This is a genomic window from Azospirillum thiophilum (assembly GCF_001305595.1).
GTDB classification, from domain to species: Bacteria; Pseudomonadota; Alphaproteobacteria; order Azospirillales; family Azospirillaceae; genus Azospirillum; species Azospirillum thiophilum.
Window position 1 is genome coordinate 107,501 of record NZ_CP012405.1, and the last position, 17,878, is coordinate 125,378.

At 67.1% G+C, this 17,878-nt stretch carries 17 protein-coding genes (1 of these 17 only partly in view); 4 read left to right on the top strand and 13 right to left on the bottom strand.

Going from position 1 to position 17,878, the window contains the following annotated elements; genetic code table 11:
- Positions 1 to 240: the 5' portion of a hydrogenase maturation nickel metallochaperone HypA gene (gene hypA / locus AL072_RS26535; RefSeq protein ID WP_045585791.1), read on the bottom strand. 102 nt of this gene lie to the left of the window's left edge; 240 of the gene's 342 nt are visible here — the first part of the coding sequence; it begins with the start codon at positions 238 to 240; its stop codon lies beyond the left edge, outside the window.
- Positions 241 to 684: 444 nt separating this feature from the next.
- Between hypA and fdhD the strand changes: the two genes are divergently transcribed.
- A complete protein-coding gene (fdhD, locus tag AL072_RS26540) occupies positions 685 to 1,551 on the top strand; it encodes a formate dehydrogenase accessory sulfurtransferase FdhD (RefSeq protein WP_082109388.1) in 867 nt (288 codons plus the stop codon).
- 75 nt (positions 1,552 to 1,626) lie between these two features.
- Here the strand turns inward: fdhD and AL072_RS26545 are convergent, their stop codons facing one another.
- The 12 genes from AL072_RS26545 to AL072_RS26600 are packed head-to-tail and all read right to left on the bottom strand — an operon-like array spanning position 1,627 to position 13,923.
- Positions 1,627 to 2,535, bottom strand: coding sequence for a formate/nitrite transporter family protein (locus AL072_RS26545; RefSeq protein WP_045585792.1), 909 nt, complete (start codon positions 2,533 to 2,535; stop codon positions 1,627 to 1,629).
- A gap of 44 nt (positions 2,536 to 2,579) precedes the next feature.
- The gene (gene hycI / locus AL072_RS26550; RefSeq protein ID WP_045585793.1) at positions 2,580 to 3,038 is read right to left on the bottom strand and encodes a hydrogenase maturation peptidase HycI; all 459 of its coding nucleotides are present in this window, start codon (positions 3,036 to 3,038) and stop codon (positions 2,580 to 2,582) included.
- A complete protein-coding gene (locus AL072_RS26555) occupies positions 3,035 to 3,502 on the bottom strand; it encodes a formate hydrogenlyase maturation HycH family protein (RefSeq protein ID WP_052710456.1) in 468 nt (155 codons plus the stop codon). Before AL072_RS26555 ends, hycI begins: the two co-directional genes overlap by 4 nt.
- The gene (locus tag AL072_RS26560; protein ID WP_045585794.1) at positions 3,499 to 4,317 is read right to left on the bottom strand and encodes an NADH-quinone oxidoreductase subunit B family protein; all 819 of its coding nucleotides are present in this window, start codon (positions 4,315 to 4,317) and stop codon (positions 3,499 to 3,501) included. Before AL072_RS26560 ends, AL072_RS26555 begins: the two co-directional genes overlap by 4 nt.
- Positions 4,314 to 4,874: a formate hydrogenlyase complex iron-sulfur subunit gene (locus tag AL072_RS26565; protein WP_045585795.1), complete on the bottom strand. Its 561-nt coding sequence runs from the start codon at positions 4,872 to 4,874 to the stop codon at positions 4,314 to 4,316. The genes AL072_RS26560 and AL072_RS26565 overlap by 4 nt, the downstream gene beginning before the upstream one ends.
- 13 nt (positions 4,875 to 4,887) lie before the next feature.
- Complete coding sequence (locus AL072_RS26570; protein WP_045585796.1) at positions 4,888 to 6,603, bottom strand: hydrogenase large subunit; 1,716 nt, start codon at positions 6,601 to 6,603, stop codon at positions 4,888 to 4,890.
- Complete coding sequence (locus AL072_RS26575) at positions 6,600 to 8,237, bottom strand: hydrogenase 4 subunit F (protein ID WP_245637038.1); 1,638 nt, start codon at positions 8,235 to 8,237, stop codon at positions 6,600 to 6,602. Before AL072_RS26575 ends, AL072_RS26570 begins: the two co-directional genes overlap by 4 nt.
- Positions 8,238 to 8,242: 5 nt before the next feature.
- Complete coding sequence (hyfE, locus tag AL072_RS26580; RefSeq protein WP_045585798.1) at positions 8,243 to 8,896, bottom strand: hydrogenase 4 membrane subunit; 654 nt, start codon at positions 8,894 to 8,896, stop codon at positions 8,243 to 8,245.
- A 14-nt stretch (positions 8,897 to 8,910) separates the two neighbouring features.
- Positions 8,911 to 10,374 carry a hydrogenase 4 subunit D gene (locus AL072_RS26585; RefSeq protein WP_045585799.1) on the bottom strand — a complete coding sequence of 488 codons (1,464 nt, stop codon included), beginning with the start codon at positions 10,372 to 10,374 and terminating at the stop codon, positions 8,911 to 8,913.
- 19 nt (positions 10,375 to 10,393) lie between these two features.
- The gene (locus AL072_RS26590) at positions 10,394 to 11,332 is read right to left on the bottom strand and encodes a respiratory chain complex I subunit 1 family protein (RefSeq protein ID WP_045585800.1); all 939 of its coding nucleotides are present in this window, start codon (positions 11,330 to 11,332) and stop codon (positions 10,394 to 10,396) included.
- Positions 11,333 to 11,344: 12 nt separating this feature from the next.
- The gene (hyfB, locus tag AL072_RS26595; protein ID WP_045585801.1) at positions 11,345 to 13,387 is read right to left on the bottom strand and encodes a hydrogenase 4 subunit B; all 2,043 of its coding nucleotides are present in this window, start codon (positions 13,385 to 13,387) and stop codon (positions 11,345 to 11,347) included.
- Positions 13,384 to 13,923, bottom strand: coding sequence for a 4Fe-4S dicluster domain-containing protein (locus AL072_RS26600; protein WP_245637039.1), 540 nt, complete (start codon positions 13,921 to 13,923; stop codon positions 13,384 to 13,386). The genes hyfB and AL072_RS26600 overlap by 4 nt, the downstream gene beginning before the upstream one ends.
- 634 nt (positions 13,924 to 14,557) lie before the next feature.
- Here AL072_RS26600 and AL072_RS26605 point away from each other — a divergent pair.
- From AL072_RS26605 to AL072_RS26615, 3 genes are all read left to right on the top strand, one after another.
- Positions 14,558 to 15,100: a 4Fe-4S dicluster domain-containing protein gene (locus AL072_RS26605; protein WP_045585803.1), complete on the top strand. Its 543-nt coding sequence runs from the start codon at positions 14,558 to 14,560 to the stop codon at positions 15,098 to 15,100.
- Between the two features lie 73 nt (positions 15,101 to 15,173).
- Positions 15,174 to 17,348: a formate dehydrogenase subunit alpha gene (gene fdhF / locus AL072_RS26610; RefSeq protein ID WP_245637040.1), complete on the top strand. Its 2,175-nt coding sequence runs from the start codon at positions 15,174 to 15,176 to the stop codon at positions 17,346 to 17,348.
- A 206-nt stretch (positions 17,349 to 17,554) separates the two neighbouring features.
- A complete protein-coding gene (locus AL072_RS26615; RefSeq protein WP_052710457.1) occupies positions 17,555 to 17,797 on the top strand; it encodes a hydrogenase maturation nickel metallochaperone HypA/HybF in 243 nt (80 codons plus the stop codon).
- The last annotated feature ends 81 nt before the right edge of the window (positions 17,798 to 17,878 follow it).

Sequence of the window (17,878 nt, forward strand, 5' to 3'; positions counted from 1 at the left end):
CCTCTCCCGCGCGCAATCCTCGCACCAGACCAGGCCGGGCGGCTGATCGATGTCGACCGCCGCGCCCTCGGCCAGCGTATCGCGCCGGACCACGTCGAAGGCGAAACGCAGGGCGTCCGGATCGACACAGGCGAACCGTCCCACCGCCAACCGGATCCGCGTGACCCGATGGAAGGCGTGGCGGCGCGACTCCTCCTGCAGCAAGTCCAGCAGCCGTTCGCACAGTGAAAGCTCATGCATCGTCCTTCTCCGCCGCGCAAGGCCGGAAGCCCGTTCCGACAGAATGCCGGATCCGGTGGCCGTTGTCGGGAGCAGGGGTGAATCGGTCGATTCTTTGAAAAGTCGATACGTCAAGGAATAGCATTGGAAATGAGGAATGGCAATTCGTTACTTATTGGAAATCACGATATTTTATACGGAATCATATGGTTGATAAGAGATTTGCATGAGGCGATAACTCATTTTTATTTGAAAAATACCGATGAATATTCGAGGTGAGCCGGAATGTCGCATGTCGTTCCGTATCGGTGGCGTGCAGAATCCGGCCATGGGGGGCCGGGCGATCCCGTCCGTCGGGACCGATGCTCCAGGCTTGGCGTTATGGCGGTGCGCGGTGACGGACCGCTTGGCCGGCGCCCGTTCCTCACAGTTCGTCCTCCACAGCCCCAGGGTTCCGGCCACATCATGGATCACGCAACCGCCTTTACGGCCCCGGCAACCGCGGCGCTTTCCCTGGCGCATCCGCTTTCGCATCGCGGTGTCCGGCTGGTGCCGGCAACCGTCTGCGCCGGATCGGGCATCGACCGCCGGGTGGAGGCCATCGTCGACGAGATGCCGGTCGGGCTGGTCTATGCCGGCGATCTCTTCGCCGTCATGCTGGCGACGCCCACCGACCTGGAGGATTTCGCCATCGGCTTTTCCCTCAGCGAGGGGATCGCCGGCACTCCCGACGAGCTCGCCATCACCGGCGTCGACGAGTTGACGGATGGTGTCCGCATCCGCATGGAACTGCCGGTGGAGCGGCTCGCCGCCCTGCTGCGCCGCAAGCGCAACCTGATGGGTGGATCGGGCTGCGGACGCTGCGGCACCGACAGCTTCGCGGAAACCCTTCGGCCGCTCGATCCCGTCCGCTCGACCGCAAGCATCGCGCCGGAGGCGATCCGCCGTGCCATGGCGGCACTGCCGGCAGGCCAGAGCCTGAACCGGCAGACCGGCGCCGTCCACGCCGCCGGTTTCGCCCGGCCCGACGGGGATCTGGTCGCCGTCCGCGAGGATGTCGGCCGCCACAACGCGCTCGACAAGCTGATCGGCGCGCTCGCCCGCGCCGGCATCGACCCGGCCGACGGCTTCGTCGTGGTGTCGAGCCGCTGTTCCTTCGAGATGGTCCACAAGACGGCCGCCGCCGGCATCCCGCTGATCGCCGCCATCTCCGCCCCGACCTCGCTGTGCGTCGGATTCGCCGCGACGGTGGGGGTGGGGGTCGTCGCCTTCGTGCGCGAGGGCCGCTTCACTGTCTATGCCGTGCCGTCGCGCGTCGCGACGCCGGCTTGAGGCCCCGAGCCGAGCTCCCCGAAACACCAACGGGCCGGACAATGCCGGCCCGCGGAGGTCATGTCGGCACTTGCGTCAATGATTGGCCGCCGGCTGTCCCATCGCCGGCATCGCCTTGCGCGACGGAAGCGGGGTCAGGCCGCCCAGCCCCTTGCGGTAGATCAGCCAATAGATGCCGCCGACGAACACCGAGCCGCCGACGATGTTGCCCAGCGTGGCGAACAGCAGATTGTGCAGGATGCCGCCCGCCGTGATCATCGACACGTCCAGCCCGGTCGGCACATGCCCCGTCTCTTTCAGCACATAGGCCAGCGGCAGGAAATAGAGGTTGGCGATGCAGTGCTCGAAGCCGGCGGCGACGAAGGCCGCGACCGGCAGGGTCAGCGCCACGATCTTGTCGGTCACCGTGCGGCCGGCATAGGCCAGCCACACCGCCAGGCAGACCAGCAGGTTGCACAGGATGCCCTTGAAGAAGATGGTCACCGCGTCCGGTGCGATCTTGCCGATGGCGAGCTTCAGCACCGCGGCGCCGACGCCGCCGTTGTTCATCTCGGTATGGTGCGACATGACGATCAGGATGACGAGGCCGAGTGCGCCGACCGCGTTGCCGATCCAGATCGTCGCCCAGTTGCGCAGCACCTGCGCCGTCGAGATCTGGCCGTTGGCCCGTGCCATCACGATCAGGCAGTTGCCGGTGAACAGCTCCGCCCCGCCGACCATGACGATGGCGAGGCCGAGCGAGAAGACCAGCCCGCCCAGCACCCGCTGCACCGCGAAGCTGAGCGCCGGGTCGGCCAGCACGATGACGAAGAACATGCCGCCCAGCCCGATGCCGCCGCCGGCGACCACAGCCAGCATGAAGCTGGGCAGGAAGGGCATCGTCGCCTTCTTCACCCCCAGCTTTTCGACCTTGTCCTGGATCTCGGCCGGCGAATAGGCGTCCATGCCGAGTACCGGTGTGTCTTTCGATGCAGGATCCGCCATGGCGAATTTCCTCCGCTTGTCTTGAGTTGTCCCCGGATGTCGCGTCAGCCCACCGTCTCGTAAGCGTCGAAGCCCTCGCCGCGGACCAGCCGGTCGTGGACGGCCTCCACCGACAGGCGGACCGTGCTGGTGACCGGCGCGAAGAAGCTGGTGTCCTGCGGCTGGATGCCGAGGAACAGGATTTCCGGCACGGTTTCCCTCAGGCTGTCGATCAGGAAGTTCAGCGGGATGGCGTGGGTGGTCACCATGAACTGCTCGGCGACGCTGTCCTGCTCGATCAGGCGGACCTCGCCCGGCGCCAGTTCCATGTCGGCGGCGTCGACGATCAGCAGCCGCTGCGGCGCCAGCGTCCGGATGTAATGGGTGTGGTTCTCCGGAACATCCTCGCCGTCTACCACCGTCCAGCCGGGTGCCGGCAGTTCGTCGAGCAGCTGGGCCAGCAGCGGGCCGGCGCCGTCGTCGCCGCGCAGCACGTTCCCAACCGTGAATACGACATCGGTCATGTCAATCGTCTCCCCATCAGATAGATCGCGGGTTCGCGCCGGATGGCGTCCAGGGCGCTGCGCAGACGGTCGAGCCAGGCCGCCACGTCGGGCGGGGCGGTCGGCAGGACCGTCTCGATGGCCGCCATCAGCGGCCGGGCGTGGGTGATGTCCACGGTGATCTCGCCGAAGCGCAGCAGGCCGGACAGCTTGCGGTGCGCCTCCTCGTCGCCCTTCAGCGTCTCCAGCACGCGGTCGAAGACCGCGGTGGTGCAGCGGAAGGCCGGCTTAAAGCAATCGAACACGCCGATGTGATGCCCGATTGCCAGCGAATAATAGACCACCTGCCTGGCATCCTCCGGGATGTCCTCCGTCCGCTCCAGCATCTTGGCGTTCAGCTGGTAGAAGACCACCTCGGGTGCGACGCCGCCGGCCTTGCGCAGGCCGGGGACGGAGCCGGGATCGGCATGTGCAAGGGTACTCATGCCGCATCTCCCCCGATGGGCCGTCCATGCACCGCCTGTTGGACGATGTCGGCCAGCCGGCCGACGATCTCGGCGCGGCGCGGGTCGCGTTCCCCGGCGATGGCGGAGAGCAGCCGCTCGGACAGGGTGAAGGATCCCGGCATGTGGGCCTGCCCCTCCAGCAGGGCCAGGAACTCCTCGACGATGTCGCGGCCTTGGCGGTAGCCGGCCATGCGCCGCGCCTCGCGCTCCAGCCGGACGCGCAGCGCATAGGGGATGTCGGGGTGGGGCAGGGCTGCGGTCTCTCCCGCCGCCTCGACATGGGTCTCGGCCTTCAGCTTCTGGTCCAGCAGGCCGAGCGCAACGGCGAAGCCATGGATGGTCGCGGCCGGTGTCGGCGGGCAGCCGGGGATGTAGACGTCGACCGGGACGATCTCGTCGGTGCCGCCCCAGACGCAATAGAGGTCGTGGAAGATGCCGCCGGTGCAGCCGCAGGCGCCGTAGGACACCACGATCTTCGGATCGGGCGCCGCCTCGAACGCCCGCAGCGCCGGCATCCGCATGGCGCGCGTCACCGCCCCGGTGAACAGCAGGATGTCGGCATGGCGGGGCGAGGCCACCACCTTGATGCCGAAGCGCTCCGCGTCGAACACCGGAGTGATGGACGAGAAGATCTCGATCTCGCAGCCGTTGCAGCCGCCGCAATCCACCCGGTAGACGTAGGCCGAGCGCTGGATGTTCTTCAGCAGCGCCGTCTTCATCGTGGCGATCTGCTCGGAGATGGAAACCTGCGGCAATTCGGCCGTCAGGCTGCCGGGGTTCACCGGGAGGTTCATGGCGTGGTCTCCAGCTCGCGGTCCATCTGGCGATCGATCCCCATCAGGGCGATCTGGTGGACATCCTGTTTGCGCTTGCAGTCGGGGCAGGTGGAGACGGTCAGCCGCAGCCGGTCCGCCTCCTCGGTGCTGCGGGCCGACTGGCCCAGCAGCCGGGCGACATAATCGACCTCCTTGGCCGGGGCGAAGGGCTTGCCGCAGCAGGCGCATTCCTCCAGCGTGAACACGGCCTTACGCGTCAGGTCGGCCTTGCTGCCCACCGCCAGCTCGAAGTCTGGGGTCAGGCGGATGGCGCCGGTCGGGCAGGATTCCTCGCAGCGGCCGCAGAAGATGCAGCGGCCGTAATTGATCGACCATGTCCGGGTGCCGGCCGCCGTGTCCGTCTCCATCCGGATGGCGTTCGGCGGGCAGGCGACGGTGCAGGCGGCACAGGCGATGCACGCCTCCGCCCGGTGTTCCGGCTTGCCGCGGAAGTCCTTGCAGACCTCCAGCGGGGCGAAGGGGTACTTGACCGTCGCCTCGCCGGTGCGGAAGATTTCCTTGAGTAGCTTGAGCATCGGTCGCCTCCCGTCACTTCAGCGGTGAATCCGTGCGTTCGCGGCAGTAGCGCTCCATCTCCTTGTAGGCGATGGTCTTCGAGCGCTTCTTGCGAACGTCGACCACGGTCACGCGGTCGGTGCAGGAATAGCAGGGGTCGATGCTGCCGACGATCAGCGGGGCATCGGACACCGTGTTGCCGCGCAGCATGTAGCGCAGCACCGGCCAGTTGTTGTAGGTCGAGGCGCGGCAGCGCCAGCGGTAGAGCTTCTGGTTGTCGCCGGTCATCGACCAGTGGATGTCCTCGCCGCGCGGTGCCTCGGTGAAGCCCAGCGCGAACTTGTGCGGGACATAGGTGAAATCCTCGGTCAGCACAGGGCCGCCGGGTGCCTTGTCCAGCAGCTGCTCGATGATCCACAGGCTGTCGAAGAACTCGGCCACGCGGACCAGCGTGCGGGACAGAACGTCGCAGCCCTGCTCGATATGGACCGGCATGTCGAGCAGCTTGTAGCCGGCGAAGGCATGGTCGGCGCGGGTGTCGCGGCGGTGGCCGCTGCCGCGCACCACCGGCCCGACCGGGCTGTAGTCGCGGGCGATCTGCGGGTCGAGCCGGCCGACGCCCTTGACCCGGCCGCTGACGTTGGCGGTGGACAGCAGCACCTCGACCAGCCGGGTCACGTCGTCGCGCAGTTCGGCGACCAGTTCGCGGGTCCTCGCCTGCTGGTCGCCCAGGATGTCGCGGCGCACGCCGCCGATCAGGTTCAGCGCGTAGGTCTTGCGCGCGCCGGTCAGCAGTTCGGCCAGCGTCATCGCCTTCTCGCGCACGCGGAAGAACTGCATGAAGCCGGTGTCGAAGCCGATGAAATGGCAGACCAGCCCGAGGTTCAGCAGGTGGCTGTGCATCCGCTCGGTCTCCAGCAGGATGGACCGGATGGCCTGCGCCCGCGGCGGCACCGTGATGCCCAGCGCGTTCTCCACCGAACTGGCATAGGCGACGCTGTGGGCGTAGCCGCAGATGCCGCAGACGCGGTCGGCCAGGAAGGTGACCTCGTTGTAGCCCATCCGCGTCTCGGCCACCTTCTCCATGCCGCGGTGGACGTAGAACATGCGGTAATCGGCGTCGATGATGTCCTCGCCGTCGACGAACAGCCGGAAATGGCCGGGCTCGTCGGAGGTGATGTGCAGCGGCCCCAGCGGGACGACGCGGGTCTCCTGCTTGGCCTCGTTGATGAACTGGTAGGTCTCGTCGTCGGCGGTCGGTGCCGGCCGCAGCCGGTAGTCCATCGAATCCTTGCGCAGCGGATACAGCTCGTCGGGCCAGTCGTCGGGCAGGACGAGACGGCGCTCGTCGGGCAGGCCGACGGGGCGCAGGCCGAACATGTCGCGCACCTCGCGCTCGCCCCACACGCAGGCGGGAACCCGCGGCGTCACCGACGGGTATTCCAGCGTGTCGGCCGGCACCTCGCAGCGCACCACGACATGGCAGCGGGCGCCGGCCTCCATCGACAGCACATAATAGACGGCGTAGGCGCCGTTCAGCGGCCGTTCGTCGTTGCCGACGATCACCGACAGCCAGCCGCCGTGACCGTAATAGAGGCTGGCGACCACGTCGGGCAGCGAGGAGGGCTTGACCGTGATGGTCACCTGGGCCCCGGTCTGCCAGGATTCGTCGAGGATCGCATGGGGCAGGCTGTCGCGCAGGGAGGCGATGTAGCCGATCCCGACCCGTTCCGGAGTGATGAGGTTCATTTCGAAATCTCCGTCTGCGCGAGGCCGCCGGCCAGGGCGGTGCCGGCCTTATGGGCGGTGTTTATGGTTTGCCAGGGAGCCGCCACCACCGGCCGGCTGTCGCCGTTCAGGACCACGGCGGTCGCCTGCTGGACGAGGTTGGACAGCGGCTGCGGCACGGCGAAGCCCAGGCTCAGCACTAGGACGGCCAGCACCGCCAGCGGCGCCAGCGCCCGCCAGCCGACATCGCCCTTGGCCATCGTCTCCGGGCTCTTGCCCAGCACGCTGTCGGCGACGATCTTCACCAGCCCGGCGATGGTGATGCACAGGAACAGGGCGCACAGCATCATCAGCCAGACATAGCCCTCGTTCAGTCCGGCCATGAACACCATGAACTCGCTGACGAAGATGTTGAAGGGCGGGAAGCCGGCCAGCGCCAGGGCGCAGCCCATCATCAGCAGGCCGGTCGCCGGCGCCACCCGCAGCACGCCCTTGACCGCCCGCAGGTCGCGGGTGCCGTACTTCATCAGCACGTTGCCGGCGCTGCAGAAGAACAGCGCCTTGGTGACGCTGTGGTTGATGGAGTGCAGCAGCGCCGCCGCGATGCCGAGCGGCCCGCCGATGCCGAGCGCCACGACGATCAGCCCGACATTCTCGATGCTCGAATAGGCCAGCTTGCGCTTCAGATCCTGCTGCACGAAGAACAGCAGCGACGATACGCCGACCGACAGCACGCCCAGCCCCAGCAGCAGCATCTGCGGGAACTCGATCCCCACCGTGCCGACGGTGATGACGTAGAAGCGGATGACGATCAGCAGCGCGCATTTCAGCAGCACGCCCGACAGCAGCCCGGACACCGGGCTCGGCGCCTCGGAATGGGCGTCGGGCAGCCAGGCATGCATCGGGAAGATGCCGGCCTTGGTGCCGAAGCCGATCAGCGCGAAGACGAAGGCCAGCTTGACCAGCATCGGGTCCAGCTCGGCGGCATGGCCGACCAGCGCCGTCCACAGCACCGCCTGGTGCGGGTCGGCCAGCACGTCGGCGGCATTGGAGAACACCAGCACCGTGCCGTAGAGCCCGAAGGCGACGCCGACCGTGCAGATGACGACATATTTCCAGGCCGCCTCCAGCGAGGATTTCTGCCCGTACAGCCCGACCAGGAAGGCGGAGCCCAGCGTCGTCGCCTCGATCGCCGCCCACATCATGATGATGTTGTTGGCGGTGACGGCCAGCAGCATGGTGAACAGGAACAGGCTGAAGAAGCCGTAATAGATCCGCACCTTGCCGGCGTCGATCAGTCCGGCTTCCAGGTCGTGGCGGATGTAGCTGATCGAATAGAGCCCGGTCAGCAGCCCGACCACGCCGATCAGCATCATGAAGACGGCGCCCAGCGCGTCGACGAACAGCCAATCGCCGAAGGCGCCCAGCGTGCTGCCCGCCATCACCCGCACCAGCGCCGCCATGCTCAGCAGGAAGACGTAGCCGATCGAACCAAGATGGATGCGTTCCAGCAGCTTCAGGCTGCCTTGGTCGGACGCCATGGTCTCGGGCAGCGAGTCGCGGAACCAGGGCAGCGTCAGCAGGAACAGCGCGACGGCGAGCGGACCGAGCAGCAGCAGGGGGGGAAGTATGGACGGTACGATTGAGGGTACCATGGCGGTCATCCCTTCAAGGTCGTGAGCTGGCGCGCGTCGAGCGTGTGCAGCGTGTCGAAGATCCGCGACCCCAGCACCGCCATCACCACCACCGCGAAGATCGCGTCGGTGGCGATGCCGATCTCGACCAGCTCGGGCGCGTTGGGGGCCAGCAGGGCAAGGGTCAGGTGCGACCCGTTCTCCATCAGGCAGTAGCCGAACACCTGCTTCAGGATGTTGCGCTGGGCGACGATGCAGCCCAGCCCGACGAAGAACAGGGCGAGCGAGACGGCCAGCGCCGGCTTGATCGCGTCGGCCGCCGGCAGCGTCACCCGCGACACCACGCCGAAGCACAGGATGACCACGGCGGCGGCGGCGACGATGGACAGTGCCGTCGGCATCACCGCGCCCGAGCCGATGGCCGGATCGTCCAGCTTGCGGAAGGTGCGGTACATGATGGCCGGAACCAGGATCACCTTGGTCAGCAAGGCGGTGAAGGACCAGAGATACAGCTCGCCCGATCCGGTGGCGCCGGCCAGCGCCACGAACAGCATCACCAGGATGAAGCTCTGCAGCGCGTAGAAGCGGGCCGAGTTGGCCGGCTTGGCGGCCAGCGTGACCAGCAGGGAGCTGACGATCAGCAGGCCGGACAGGCCGTTGACGATGAGAAATCCGTTCATGTGCGTGTCCTCCCTCAGCCGAGCCACGAGGCGGCGATGGAGCTGGAGACGACGGTCATCGCCACCAGCGCCACCAGCACGAACTTCATGCCGGCCGGCAGCGGCGCCGCCGCGGCCATCGTGGCCGACGGCTTGCCGGGCACCGAATGGCCGAGCCATTTCAGGAACCAGGCGAAGGAGCCGACCGATTCCGCCAGCGCGATCACCACCAGAACCATCAGCGCCCAATGGTGCGCGCCGACCTCGAAACCGCCGGCGAAGATGGCGAATTTGCTGAAGAAGCCGTTGAAGGGCGGTACGCCGGTGATCGCCAGTGCGGCGCAGACGAAGGCGATGCCGAGCAGCGGCGACTTGGTGACGATGCCGCGCAGCGACGGCAGCAGGCGGGTGCCGGCGGTGTAGCTCAGTGCACCGGCGACCAGGAAGAACAGCGTCTTGGCGAAGGCATGGTTGAAGATGTGGGCGATGGCCCCCTTGAAGGCGAGGTCGGAGCCGAAGACCGACAGCGACAGCGCCAGCAGGATGTAGGCCAGCTGCGTGATCGTCGAATAGGCCAGCAGCCGCTTCAGGTCGACCTGCGGCAGATACATGAAGAAGCCGTAGACCAGCGTCAGCACCGCCATGATCGAGCCGACCCAGCCGACGATCTCCGGCGCGCCGCCGGCCGACATCAGCCCGCGGGCGAAGATGTAAACGCCGACCTTGACCATGGATGCCGCGTGCAGGTAAGCGCTGACCGGGGTCGGGGCCTCCATGGCGTCGGGCAGCCACATGTGGAAGGGCAGCTGCGCCGACTTGCCCCAGGCGGCGACCAGGATCGCCAGCAGCACCGCCGCCTTCATCCCCGGCGCCAGATCGGCGATGGCGGTCAGCGCGAAGGTGCCGGTCGACAGGAACAGCAGCGCCGCCGCGACATAGAGGCCGAGCGAGGCGACATGGGTGACCAGCAGCGCCTTGGCCGCCGAGCGCAGCGCCTTGGGCGATTCGTAATAGCCGATCAGAGCCCAGGAGCAGGCGCCCGTCAGCTCGAAGAAGGCGAGCTGGCCGATGACAGTGGAGCTGAACACCAGCCCGGTCATCGCGCCGATGAACACCAGCAGGAAGGCGTAGTAGCGCCGCCGGCCGATATCGGGATGCTCGCGGTTTCCGGCATTCAGGTATGCGGCGGAATAGATCGCGACCAGGAGGCCGATGGCGATCACCGCCAGCGCGATCAGCACGCTGACGCTGTCGACCACGAGGCCGAGGATCGAGACCGATCCCAGCGAGATCAGCTCGTAGGTGCCGCCGATCTTGCCGCCGCCGAGCAGCGACGCGGCAAGGATGCCGACCAGCGCGACGGTCGCCGCCGCGAAGCCCTGGCACAGCCATTTCGCCGATGCCCGCTCCGACGCCGCGATCAGCCCGGCGCCGGCCATGGGGACCAGGATGGTCGCCAGCGCCAGGACGCCGAGTGGTTCCGTGGGGAGTGTGATCATGATGCTGCCCCTCGCCGGCTCACAGGCCGACCAGATAGAAGACGAAGGCGAGCGAGGCGGCGCCGACCCCGATCCAGCTGTGCTGCGGGGTCAGGCAGAAGCGGACACGCGCGACGCTGTTCTCGACGATGCCGACGGCGACGAAGATCGCGGTCAGCTTGATGGCGAAGGCGACCAGCCCGAACAGCAGCCCGAAGAACGACATCTCGGGGGCGCTGCCGAAAGGCAGGAAGACGCCGATGAACCAGGCCACGACGACCGTCTGCTTCAGCGACATCGCCCATTTGATCAGGGCCAGCGACGGGCCGGAATATTCGGTCAGCGGGCCTTCCTGCAACTCCTGCTCGGCTTCCGCCATGTCGTAGGGCAGCTTGCCCAGCTCGATGTAGATGGCGTAGGCGAAGGACAGGGCGGCGATGATCGTCGCGGTGACCGACTGGACATGGCCGTCGGCGATGGCGGCGCCGATGGCGCCGAGGTTGGTCGAGCCGGCCAGCAGCGCCGCGACGAACAGCGACAGCAGCATCACCGGCTCCACCAGCACACCCATGGTCAGCTCGCGGCTGCCGCCGATGCCGGAGAAGGAGTTGCCGCTGTCGATGCCCGACAGCGAGAAGAAGAAGCGGGCGAGCGCGAACAGGTAGATGACGGTGATCAGGTCGCCGATGGGGGCCACCGGGGTGAAGCGGGTCAGCATCGGAATGCCGGTGGCGATGACCAGCACCGTCGTCAGCATCACCGCCGGCATGATCCGGAAGGCGAATCCGCTGTCCGGCGGGGTCAAATCCTGCCGGGTCAGCAGCTTGGCGATGTCGCGATAATCCTGCAGCAGCCCCGGCCCGTGCCGGGTGTGCAGCTTGGCCCGGACCATGCGCGACAGGCCGGAGACGAGCGGGGCCGCCGCCAGCAGAAGCAGCGCCTGGAACAGCCCCACCATGAGGTGTGAGAAGGTGAGCATGGCGTCCTCCCGTCAGACGGCCAGCGCCAGCAGCGCGATCAGCGCCGCGACGATGTAGAGGCAGTAGATCCGGAAATCCCCCGCCTGGATGACCTGCAGCCGCTTGCCGCCGGCATCGACCGCATCGGCGATGGGGCCGATCACGCTGCGGTCGGCGAAGGGCTCGGTCCGCCGCGCCAGCGTCACCACCCGTTCGAAGCCCAGCGCGATGCCGGTCCAGCGGCCGGAGATCGACCGGCGCATGGCATAGAGCGGAGCGAAGAACATGCGGATCGGCTGGGCGAAGCCGCCGGCCGAGGCCGGCATGTGATGGTCCGGCCGGTAGCCCGCCGCCCAGGGGGCCGCGGTCCTGCGGTCGCCGCCGCGCTTGGCCGCGAAGGCCGCCTTCAGCGCGATCGGCAGGAAGGCCATGGCGATCAGCAGGATGGCGATCAGCGGTGTCGACAGCGTGGCCTGCTGCGCGTCGCCCGGCAGCAGAGTCGTGCCGGTCGCCAGCACCACCGGCGCGCTGCCTGCGACGGCCGTGCCGATGGTGGCCGCGGCGATGCGGCCCATGACCGGCGCCACCAGCGGCGCCAGCAGGCCGAGCGCGACGCACGCGACGGCGAGCACCGCCATGCCGGCGACCATCGCGGCCGGCGCCTCGCGCGCCTCTTCCGCATGGTGGCTGCGCGGCGCCCCGGCGAACATGATGCCGTAGGCCTTGACGAAGCACATGACGGCGAGCGCACCGGTCAGCGCCAGCATCACCGCGGCGATGGGGGTGGCGAACTTGACCAGCGGCGTGCCGTCCAGCGCCGCCGCGAACAGCGCCTGGTAGGTGTACCATTCCGACACGAAGCCGTTCAGCGGCGGGATCGCCGAGATCGCCAGCGCGCCGACCAGGAAGGACAGGGCGGTCCAGGGCATGGTACGGGCCAGCCCGCCCATCTCCTCCATGTCCTTGGTGTGGGTGCGGAAGATGACCGAGCCGGCGCCCAGGAACAGCAGCCCCTTGAACACCGCATGGTTCAGCAGGTGGTACAGCCCGGCCATCAGCCCCAGCACCGCCAGCACCGGCTGGTGCAGCGCCATGCCGATCATGCCGGTGCCGACGCCCAGCAGGATGATCCCGATGTTCTCGACCGAGTGGTAGGCCAGCAGCCGCTTGATGTCGTGCTCGGCGAGCGCGTAGACCACGCCCAGCACCGACGACACCGCGCCGAAGGCCAGCACCAGCAGGCCCCAGCCCAGCATCGACGGGCCGGCGCTGGCGCCCAGCAGGTCGATGCCGACCTTGACGATGCCGAAGACGCCGATCTTGATCATCACGCCCGACATCAGGGCCGAGGCGTGCGACGGCGCCGCCGGATGGGCACGCGGCAGCCAGATGTGCAGCGGGATCATGCCGGCCTTGGCGCCGAAGCCGAGGAAGGCCAGCAGGAAGGCGACGCTGTCCAGCGGGGCCGGCAGCGGATGGGCGCGGAAGGCGGCGAAATCGAAGCTGCCGGCCTGGTTCGCCATCAGGAAGAAGGCGGCCATGATCAGCACCGAGCCGCCATGGGCGACCAGGAAATAGAGGAATCCGGCGCTGACCGCCTCGTCCTCCTGGTCGAAGATCACCAGGAAGTAGGAGGCGAGCGACATCATCTCGAAGAAGATGAGGAACCAGAAGCCGTTGTCGGCCGCCACCACCAGCATCATCGAGGCGATGAAGGCGTTCATGAAGAAGCCCATCGCCCCGACGCCGCGCCCGGCATATTCGCGCACATAGGCGAAGCCGTAGATCCAGGCGACCAGCGACAGCAGCGAGATGACCGCGATCATCAGGCCGGCCAGCGGGTCGAGCCGCAGGACGAAATGGGCGAAGGGGTAGGGGCCGGCGGCGTCGAGCACGGCCGGCTGGCCCCCCGCGATGGCGGTCAGGCCGGAGCCGAGCCCGGCCAGCGCCGCGGCGACGCCGACACCGCTGCCGGCAAGACGGACATCCCCCTCCCGGGACTTCAGGAAGAGGCAGAGGATGGCGCCGCCGCAGGACAGCAGCAGCGACATGATGAGAAGGGAGAGTGGAATCATGGGTCCAGCCCCTCCAGCGAGGCGAGCGGCATTTCAGGGCTGACCGGTGCCGCGGCGGCCAGCGTGCGCTTGACGGCGGCGGCCTGTCCGGCCGCGGCGGCGTCGACCGCATAGAGGGCGGCGGTCGGGCACACGCGCACGCAGGCCGGCCCGTCGCCGGAGAAGGCGCAGAGATCGCATTTCACCGCGACGCTCTTGACGCCGATGTCCCAGGCCAGCAGCGGATCGAGCGCTGCCGAATGGGTCGGCGTGGCGGTGCCGGTGCCGGCGACCCCGGTGACGGCGGTGCCGCTCGGGGTGATGGCGCCGAACGGGCAGGCCAGCGCGCACATCTTGCAGCCGATGCAGGCCTGTTCGTCGAGCAGGATGCTGTCGGCAGCGTGGGTGATGGCATTGACCGGGCAGACGCGGGCACAGGGCGCGTCCTCGCACTGGTGGCAGAGGACGGGACCGGTGTCGTCGGCGATCCGCATGACCGTCAGCCGGGGATGCGATTGCAGCCCCTGTTTCCTGTGTGCCTCGGTGCAGGCCGCCATGCAGGTGTTGCACCCGATGCACTTTCTCGGTTCCGCGATAACGAAGCGATTCATGTTCAGACCTCCGGCTTCCCGGGCGGGTGCGTCTAATCGGTCAAAGCAGGGCTGGTCGGTCAGGGTCTATCCCGATAAAAAAACCTGATCGGCCAATAAGAAGACAGTATTGACCCGCGCATTCCTCCAGCTTCGCCTGTCTTCACAGGCGGTTCGGCAGGATGAGAGTCATCTGTTGCGAATCATTGTCAAAATGGCGGCCTTAACCGGAAGCGCCATCGACTTCTCTACGCTATTCTCTTGAATGATATCATGTCAACTAGACACATAAAAAAAGTGGGTATAAGGTGACCGCCATAAAACGAGGAAATCATGTGGCGCTTTGATTTCGTCGCATGGACGGTGAACACCGATAAGGAACAGAGAATACTCGATAGGATCGGCTTATCGTCATCGATTACTTTTAAAGATCGGGCGATAAGCGATTTCAATCGGCCGTGAAGCCCCCGGTGCCCGGCATGGGAAGCCAATGAGGCAAACCGATGCGGCGAACCGGCGCGAAACGCCAGGGAACAGTGAAGCGACGCCGGGACGGACCCGTCACCCAAGCCCGCTCCGGTTTCAACCAAGGACGACGGAAATGAACAGATTCGTCACTGCCAACCCGAGCAAATGCATCGGTTGCCGCACATGCGAGATCGCCTGTGCGCTTGCCCATTCCGACGGCGCGGGGGTCGAGGGCCTGGCGCCCGAGACCTTCAAGCCACGCATCCGCATGGTGAAGACCGCCAGCGTCAGCACCGCCGTGATGTGCCACCATTGCGAGGACGCGCCCTGCGTCAACGCCTGTCCCAACAACGCCATCGTCTACCGCCAGCACAGCGTGCAGGTGGAGCAGGAGCGCTGCCTGGGCTGCAAGAACTGCGTGCTGGCCTGCCCCTTCGGCGTCATGGACGTGGTGACGGTGCCGGCGGTTCGGCAGTTCGCCGGAATGACGCTCAGCCTGGGCGTCAAGGCGCAGGCCCACAAATGCGACCTGTGCGTCGACCGCGACGCCGGTCCGGCCTGCGTCTCGGTCTGCCCGACCAACGCCCTCACCCTGATGGACCGGGCGTCGATGGACGAGACCCTGCGCCTGCGCCGCGAGCGCGCGGCGATGGAAGCCGCCGAGGTCGCGGCCTGATCCCCCCTGCCGCGGCTGCGCTCCGGCCACGGCGATCGAGCCAGACATACATCGAGCCAGAGACATCGAGGTCATGATGGAAAAGCATATGGCGGTCTGCCCCTACTGCGGTACGGGCTGCAAACTCAATCTGCTGGTCGAGGGGGGGAAGGTCGTCGGTGCCGAACCCCTGAACGGCGTCACCAACGAAGGAGAGCTGTGCCTGAAGGGCTATTTCGGCTTCGACTTCATCAACGACACCAAAATCCTGACGCCGCGCCTGCGCAACCCGATGCTGCGCCGCAGCCGCGACGCCGCGTTCGAGGCCGTGTCGTGGGACGAGGCCATCCAGTACGCCGCGACGAAGCTGTCGGAGATCAAGGCCAAATACGGTCCCGATTCGATCATGACCACCGGCTCGTCGCGCGGAACCGGCAACGAGACCAACTATGTGATGCAGAAATTCACCCGCGCGGTCCTCGGCACCAACAATGTCGACAACTGCGCGCGCGTCTGCCACGGCCCGTCGGTCGCCGGTCTCCAGGTCACGCTCGGCAACGGCGCGATGAGCAACTCGATCCCGGAGATCGAGCACACCAACTGCGTCCTGGTCTTCGGCTACAACGTCGCCGACAGCCATCCGGTGATCGCCAAGCGCATCATCAAGGCCAAGGAACGCGGCGCCAAGATCATCGTCTGCGACCCGCGCAAGATCGAGACGGCGCGGCTGGCCGACCTGTGGCTGCCGCTGAACAACGGCTCCAACATGGCGCTGGTCAATGCCTTCGCCAATGTCCTGATCAACGAGGGGCTCTATAACAAGGAGTATGTCGCCAACCACACGGAGGGCTTCGACGAGTACAAGAAGACCGTCGAGAAATACACCCCCGAATATGTCGAGGCGATCACCGGCCTCGCCGCCGCCGACATCCGCGAGGCGATGCGTATCTATGCCGCCGCCCCGTCGGCCACCATCCTGTGGGGCATGGGCGTCACCCAGTGGGGCCAGGGCGTCGACGTGGTGAAGGGGTTGTCGGGCCTCGCCCTGCTGACCGGCAATCTCGGCCGCCCGAATGTCGGCGTCGGCCCGGTGCGCGGCCAGAACAACGTCCAGGGGAGCTGCGACATGGGCGTGCTGCCGACCGAGTTTCCCGGCTACCAGAAGGTCACCGATCCGGAAATCCGGGCGAAGTTCGCCAAGGCCTGGGGGGTCGACTCGCTGCCCGGCGAGATCGGCTACCGCCTGACCGACGTGCCGCATCTGGCCGAGACCGGCAAGCTGAAGGCGATGTACGTCATGGGCGAGGATCCGGCCCAGACCGAGCCGGACCTGACGCAGGTGCGCCGCGGTTTCGAGGCGATGGAGTTCGTCATCGTCCAGGACATCTTCATGACGAAGACGGCGATGTTCGCCGACCTGATCCTGCCGGCGACCTCCTGGGGCGAGCATGAGGGCGTGTTCAGCGCCGCCGACCGCAGCTTCCAGCGCTTCACCAAGGCGGTGGACGCCAAGGGCGACGTCAAGCACGACTGGGAGATCATCAGCCTGCTCGCCACCGCGATGGGCTATCCCATGCACTACAACAACACCAAGGAGATCTGGGACGAGCTGCGCGGGCTGTGCCCGATCTTCTACGGCGTCACCTACGAGAAGATGGAGGGGCTGGGCGCCGTGCAGTGGCCCTGCCGCGAGCTCGACTCGGCCGGCTCCAAATATCTCTACGAGGGCAACATCTTCCAGCGGCCGGGCGGCAAGGGGCTGCTGTTCGCCACCGAATGGCGTCCGCCGCAGGACCAGCTGACCGAGGAGTTCCCGCTGATCCTCTGCACCGTGCGCGAGGTCGGGCATTACTCCTGCCGTTCGATGACCGGCAACTGCGCCGCCCTGCAGACGCTGGCCGACGAACCCGGCTATGTCACCATCAACCCGAAGGACGCCAAGGCGTTGGGCATCCGCGACCAGGAGCTGGTCTGGGTGTCGTCGCGCCGCGGCAAGGTGATCAGCCGCGCCAGCGTCACCGACCGCACCAACCAGGGGGCCGTCTACATGACCTACCAGTGGTGGATCGGCGCCTGCAACGAGCTGACCATCCACGCCGTCGATCCCATCGCCAAGACGCCGGAATACAAGTACGCCGCCGTTCGGGTGGAGGCGATCGCCGATCAGGTCTGGGCCGAGAACCACGTCCAGCAGGAATACGCGAAGCTGAAGGGCGGCCTCAGCAACGCGGTGAGCCGCGCGACGAAGAAGGCTCCGGCCTACGCCTGATCCGGGAGTGATCGCATTTGCCTCCCTCTCCCGCCCTGGGAGAGGGAAGGGGCCCATGCCGAGCATGGGAAGGGTGAGGGGTGATCCAAGAAACCATGCGGTCTGGGTTTCTCGTCTTGCCCCTCACCCTCCCCACGCCTGCTGCGCGGGTCCCCTCCCTCTCCCGGGGCGGGAGAGGGCATGCTGCCGGAGGAGCCTGTTTCATCATGCATGAGATCGCCGTTTGCCAATCCCTGCTCGAACAGGCGATGACGGCGCGCGACGCCCGGTCCTTCGGCCGGGTGGTGCGCGTCAGCCTGTCGGTCGGCCGGCTCAGCCGGGTGGAGCCGGATGCGCTGCGCCATGCCTTCGACCTGCTCAGCCGCGACACCTTCCTGGAGGGTGCCGACCTGCGGATCGACCGCCCGCCGGGCGACGGCTGGCGCCTGATCGAGATGGAGGTCAAGTGACCGCCCCAATCCCGTATCCCGCGGCCCGCATCCGCATGGCGGCAATGCTTCGCAGTCCAACGATGCGTCGCTTTGCCGCTT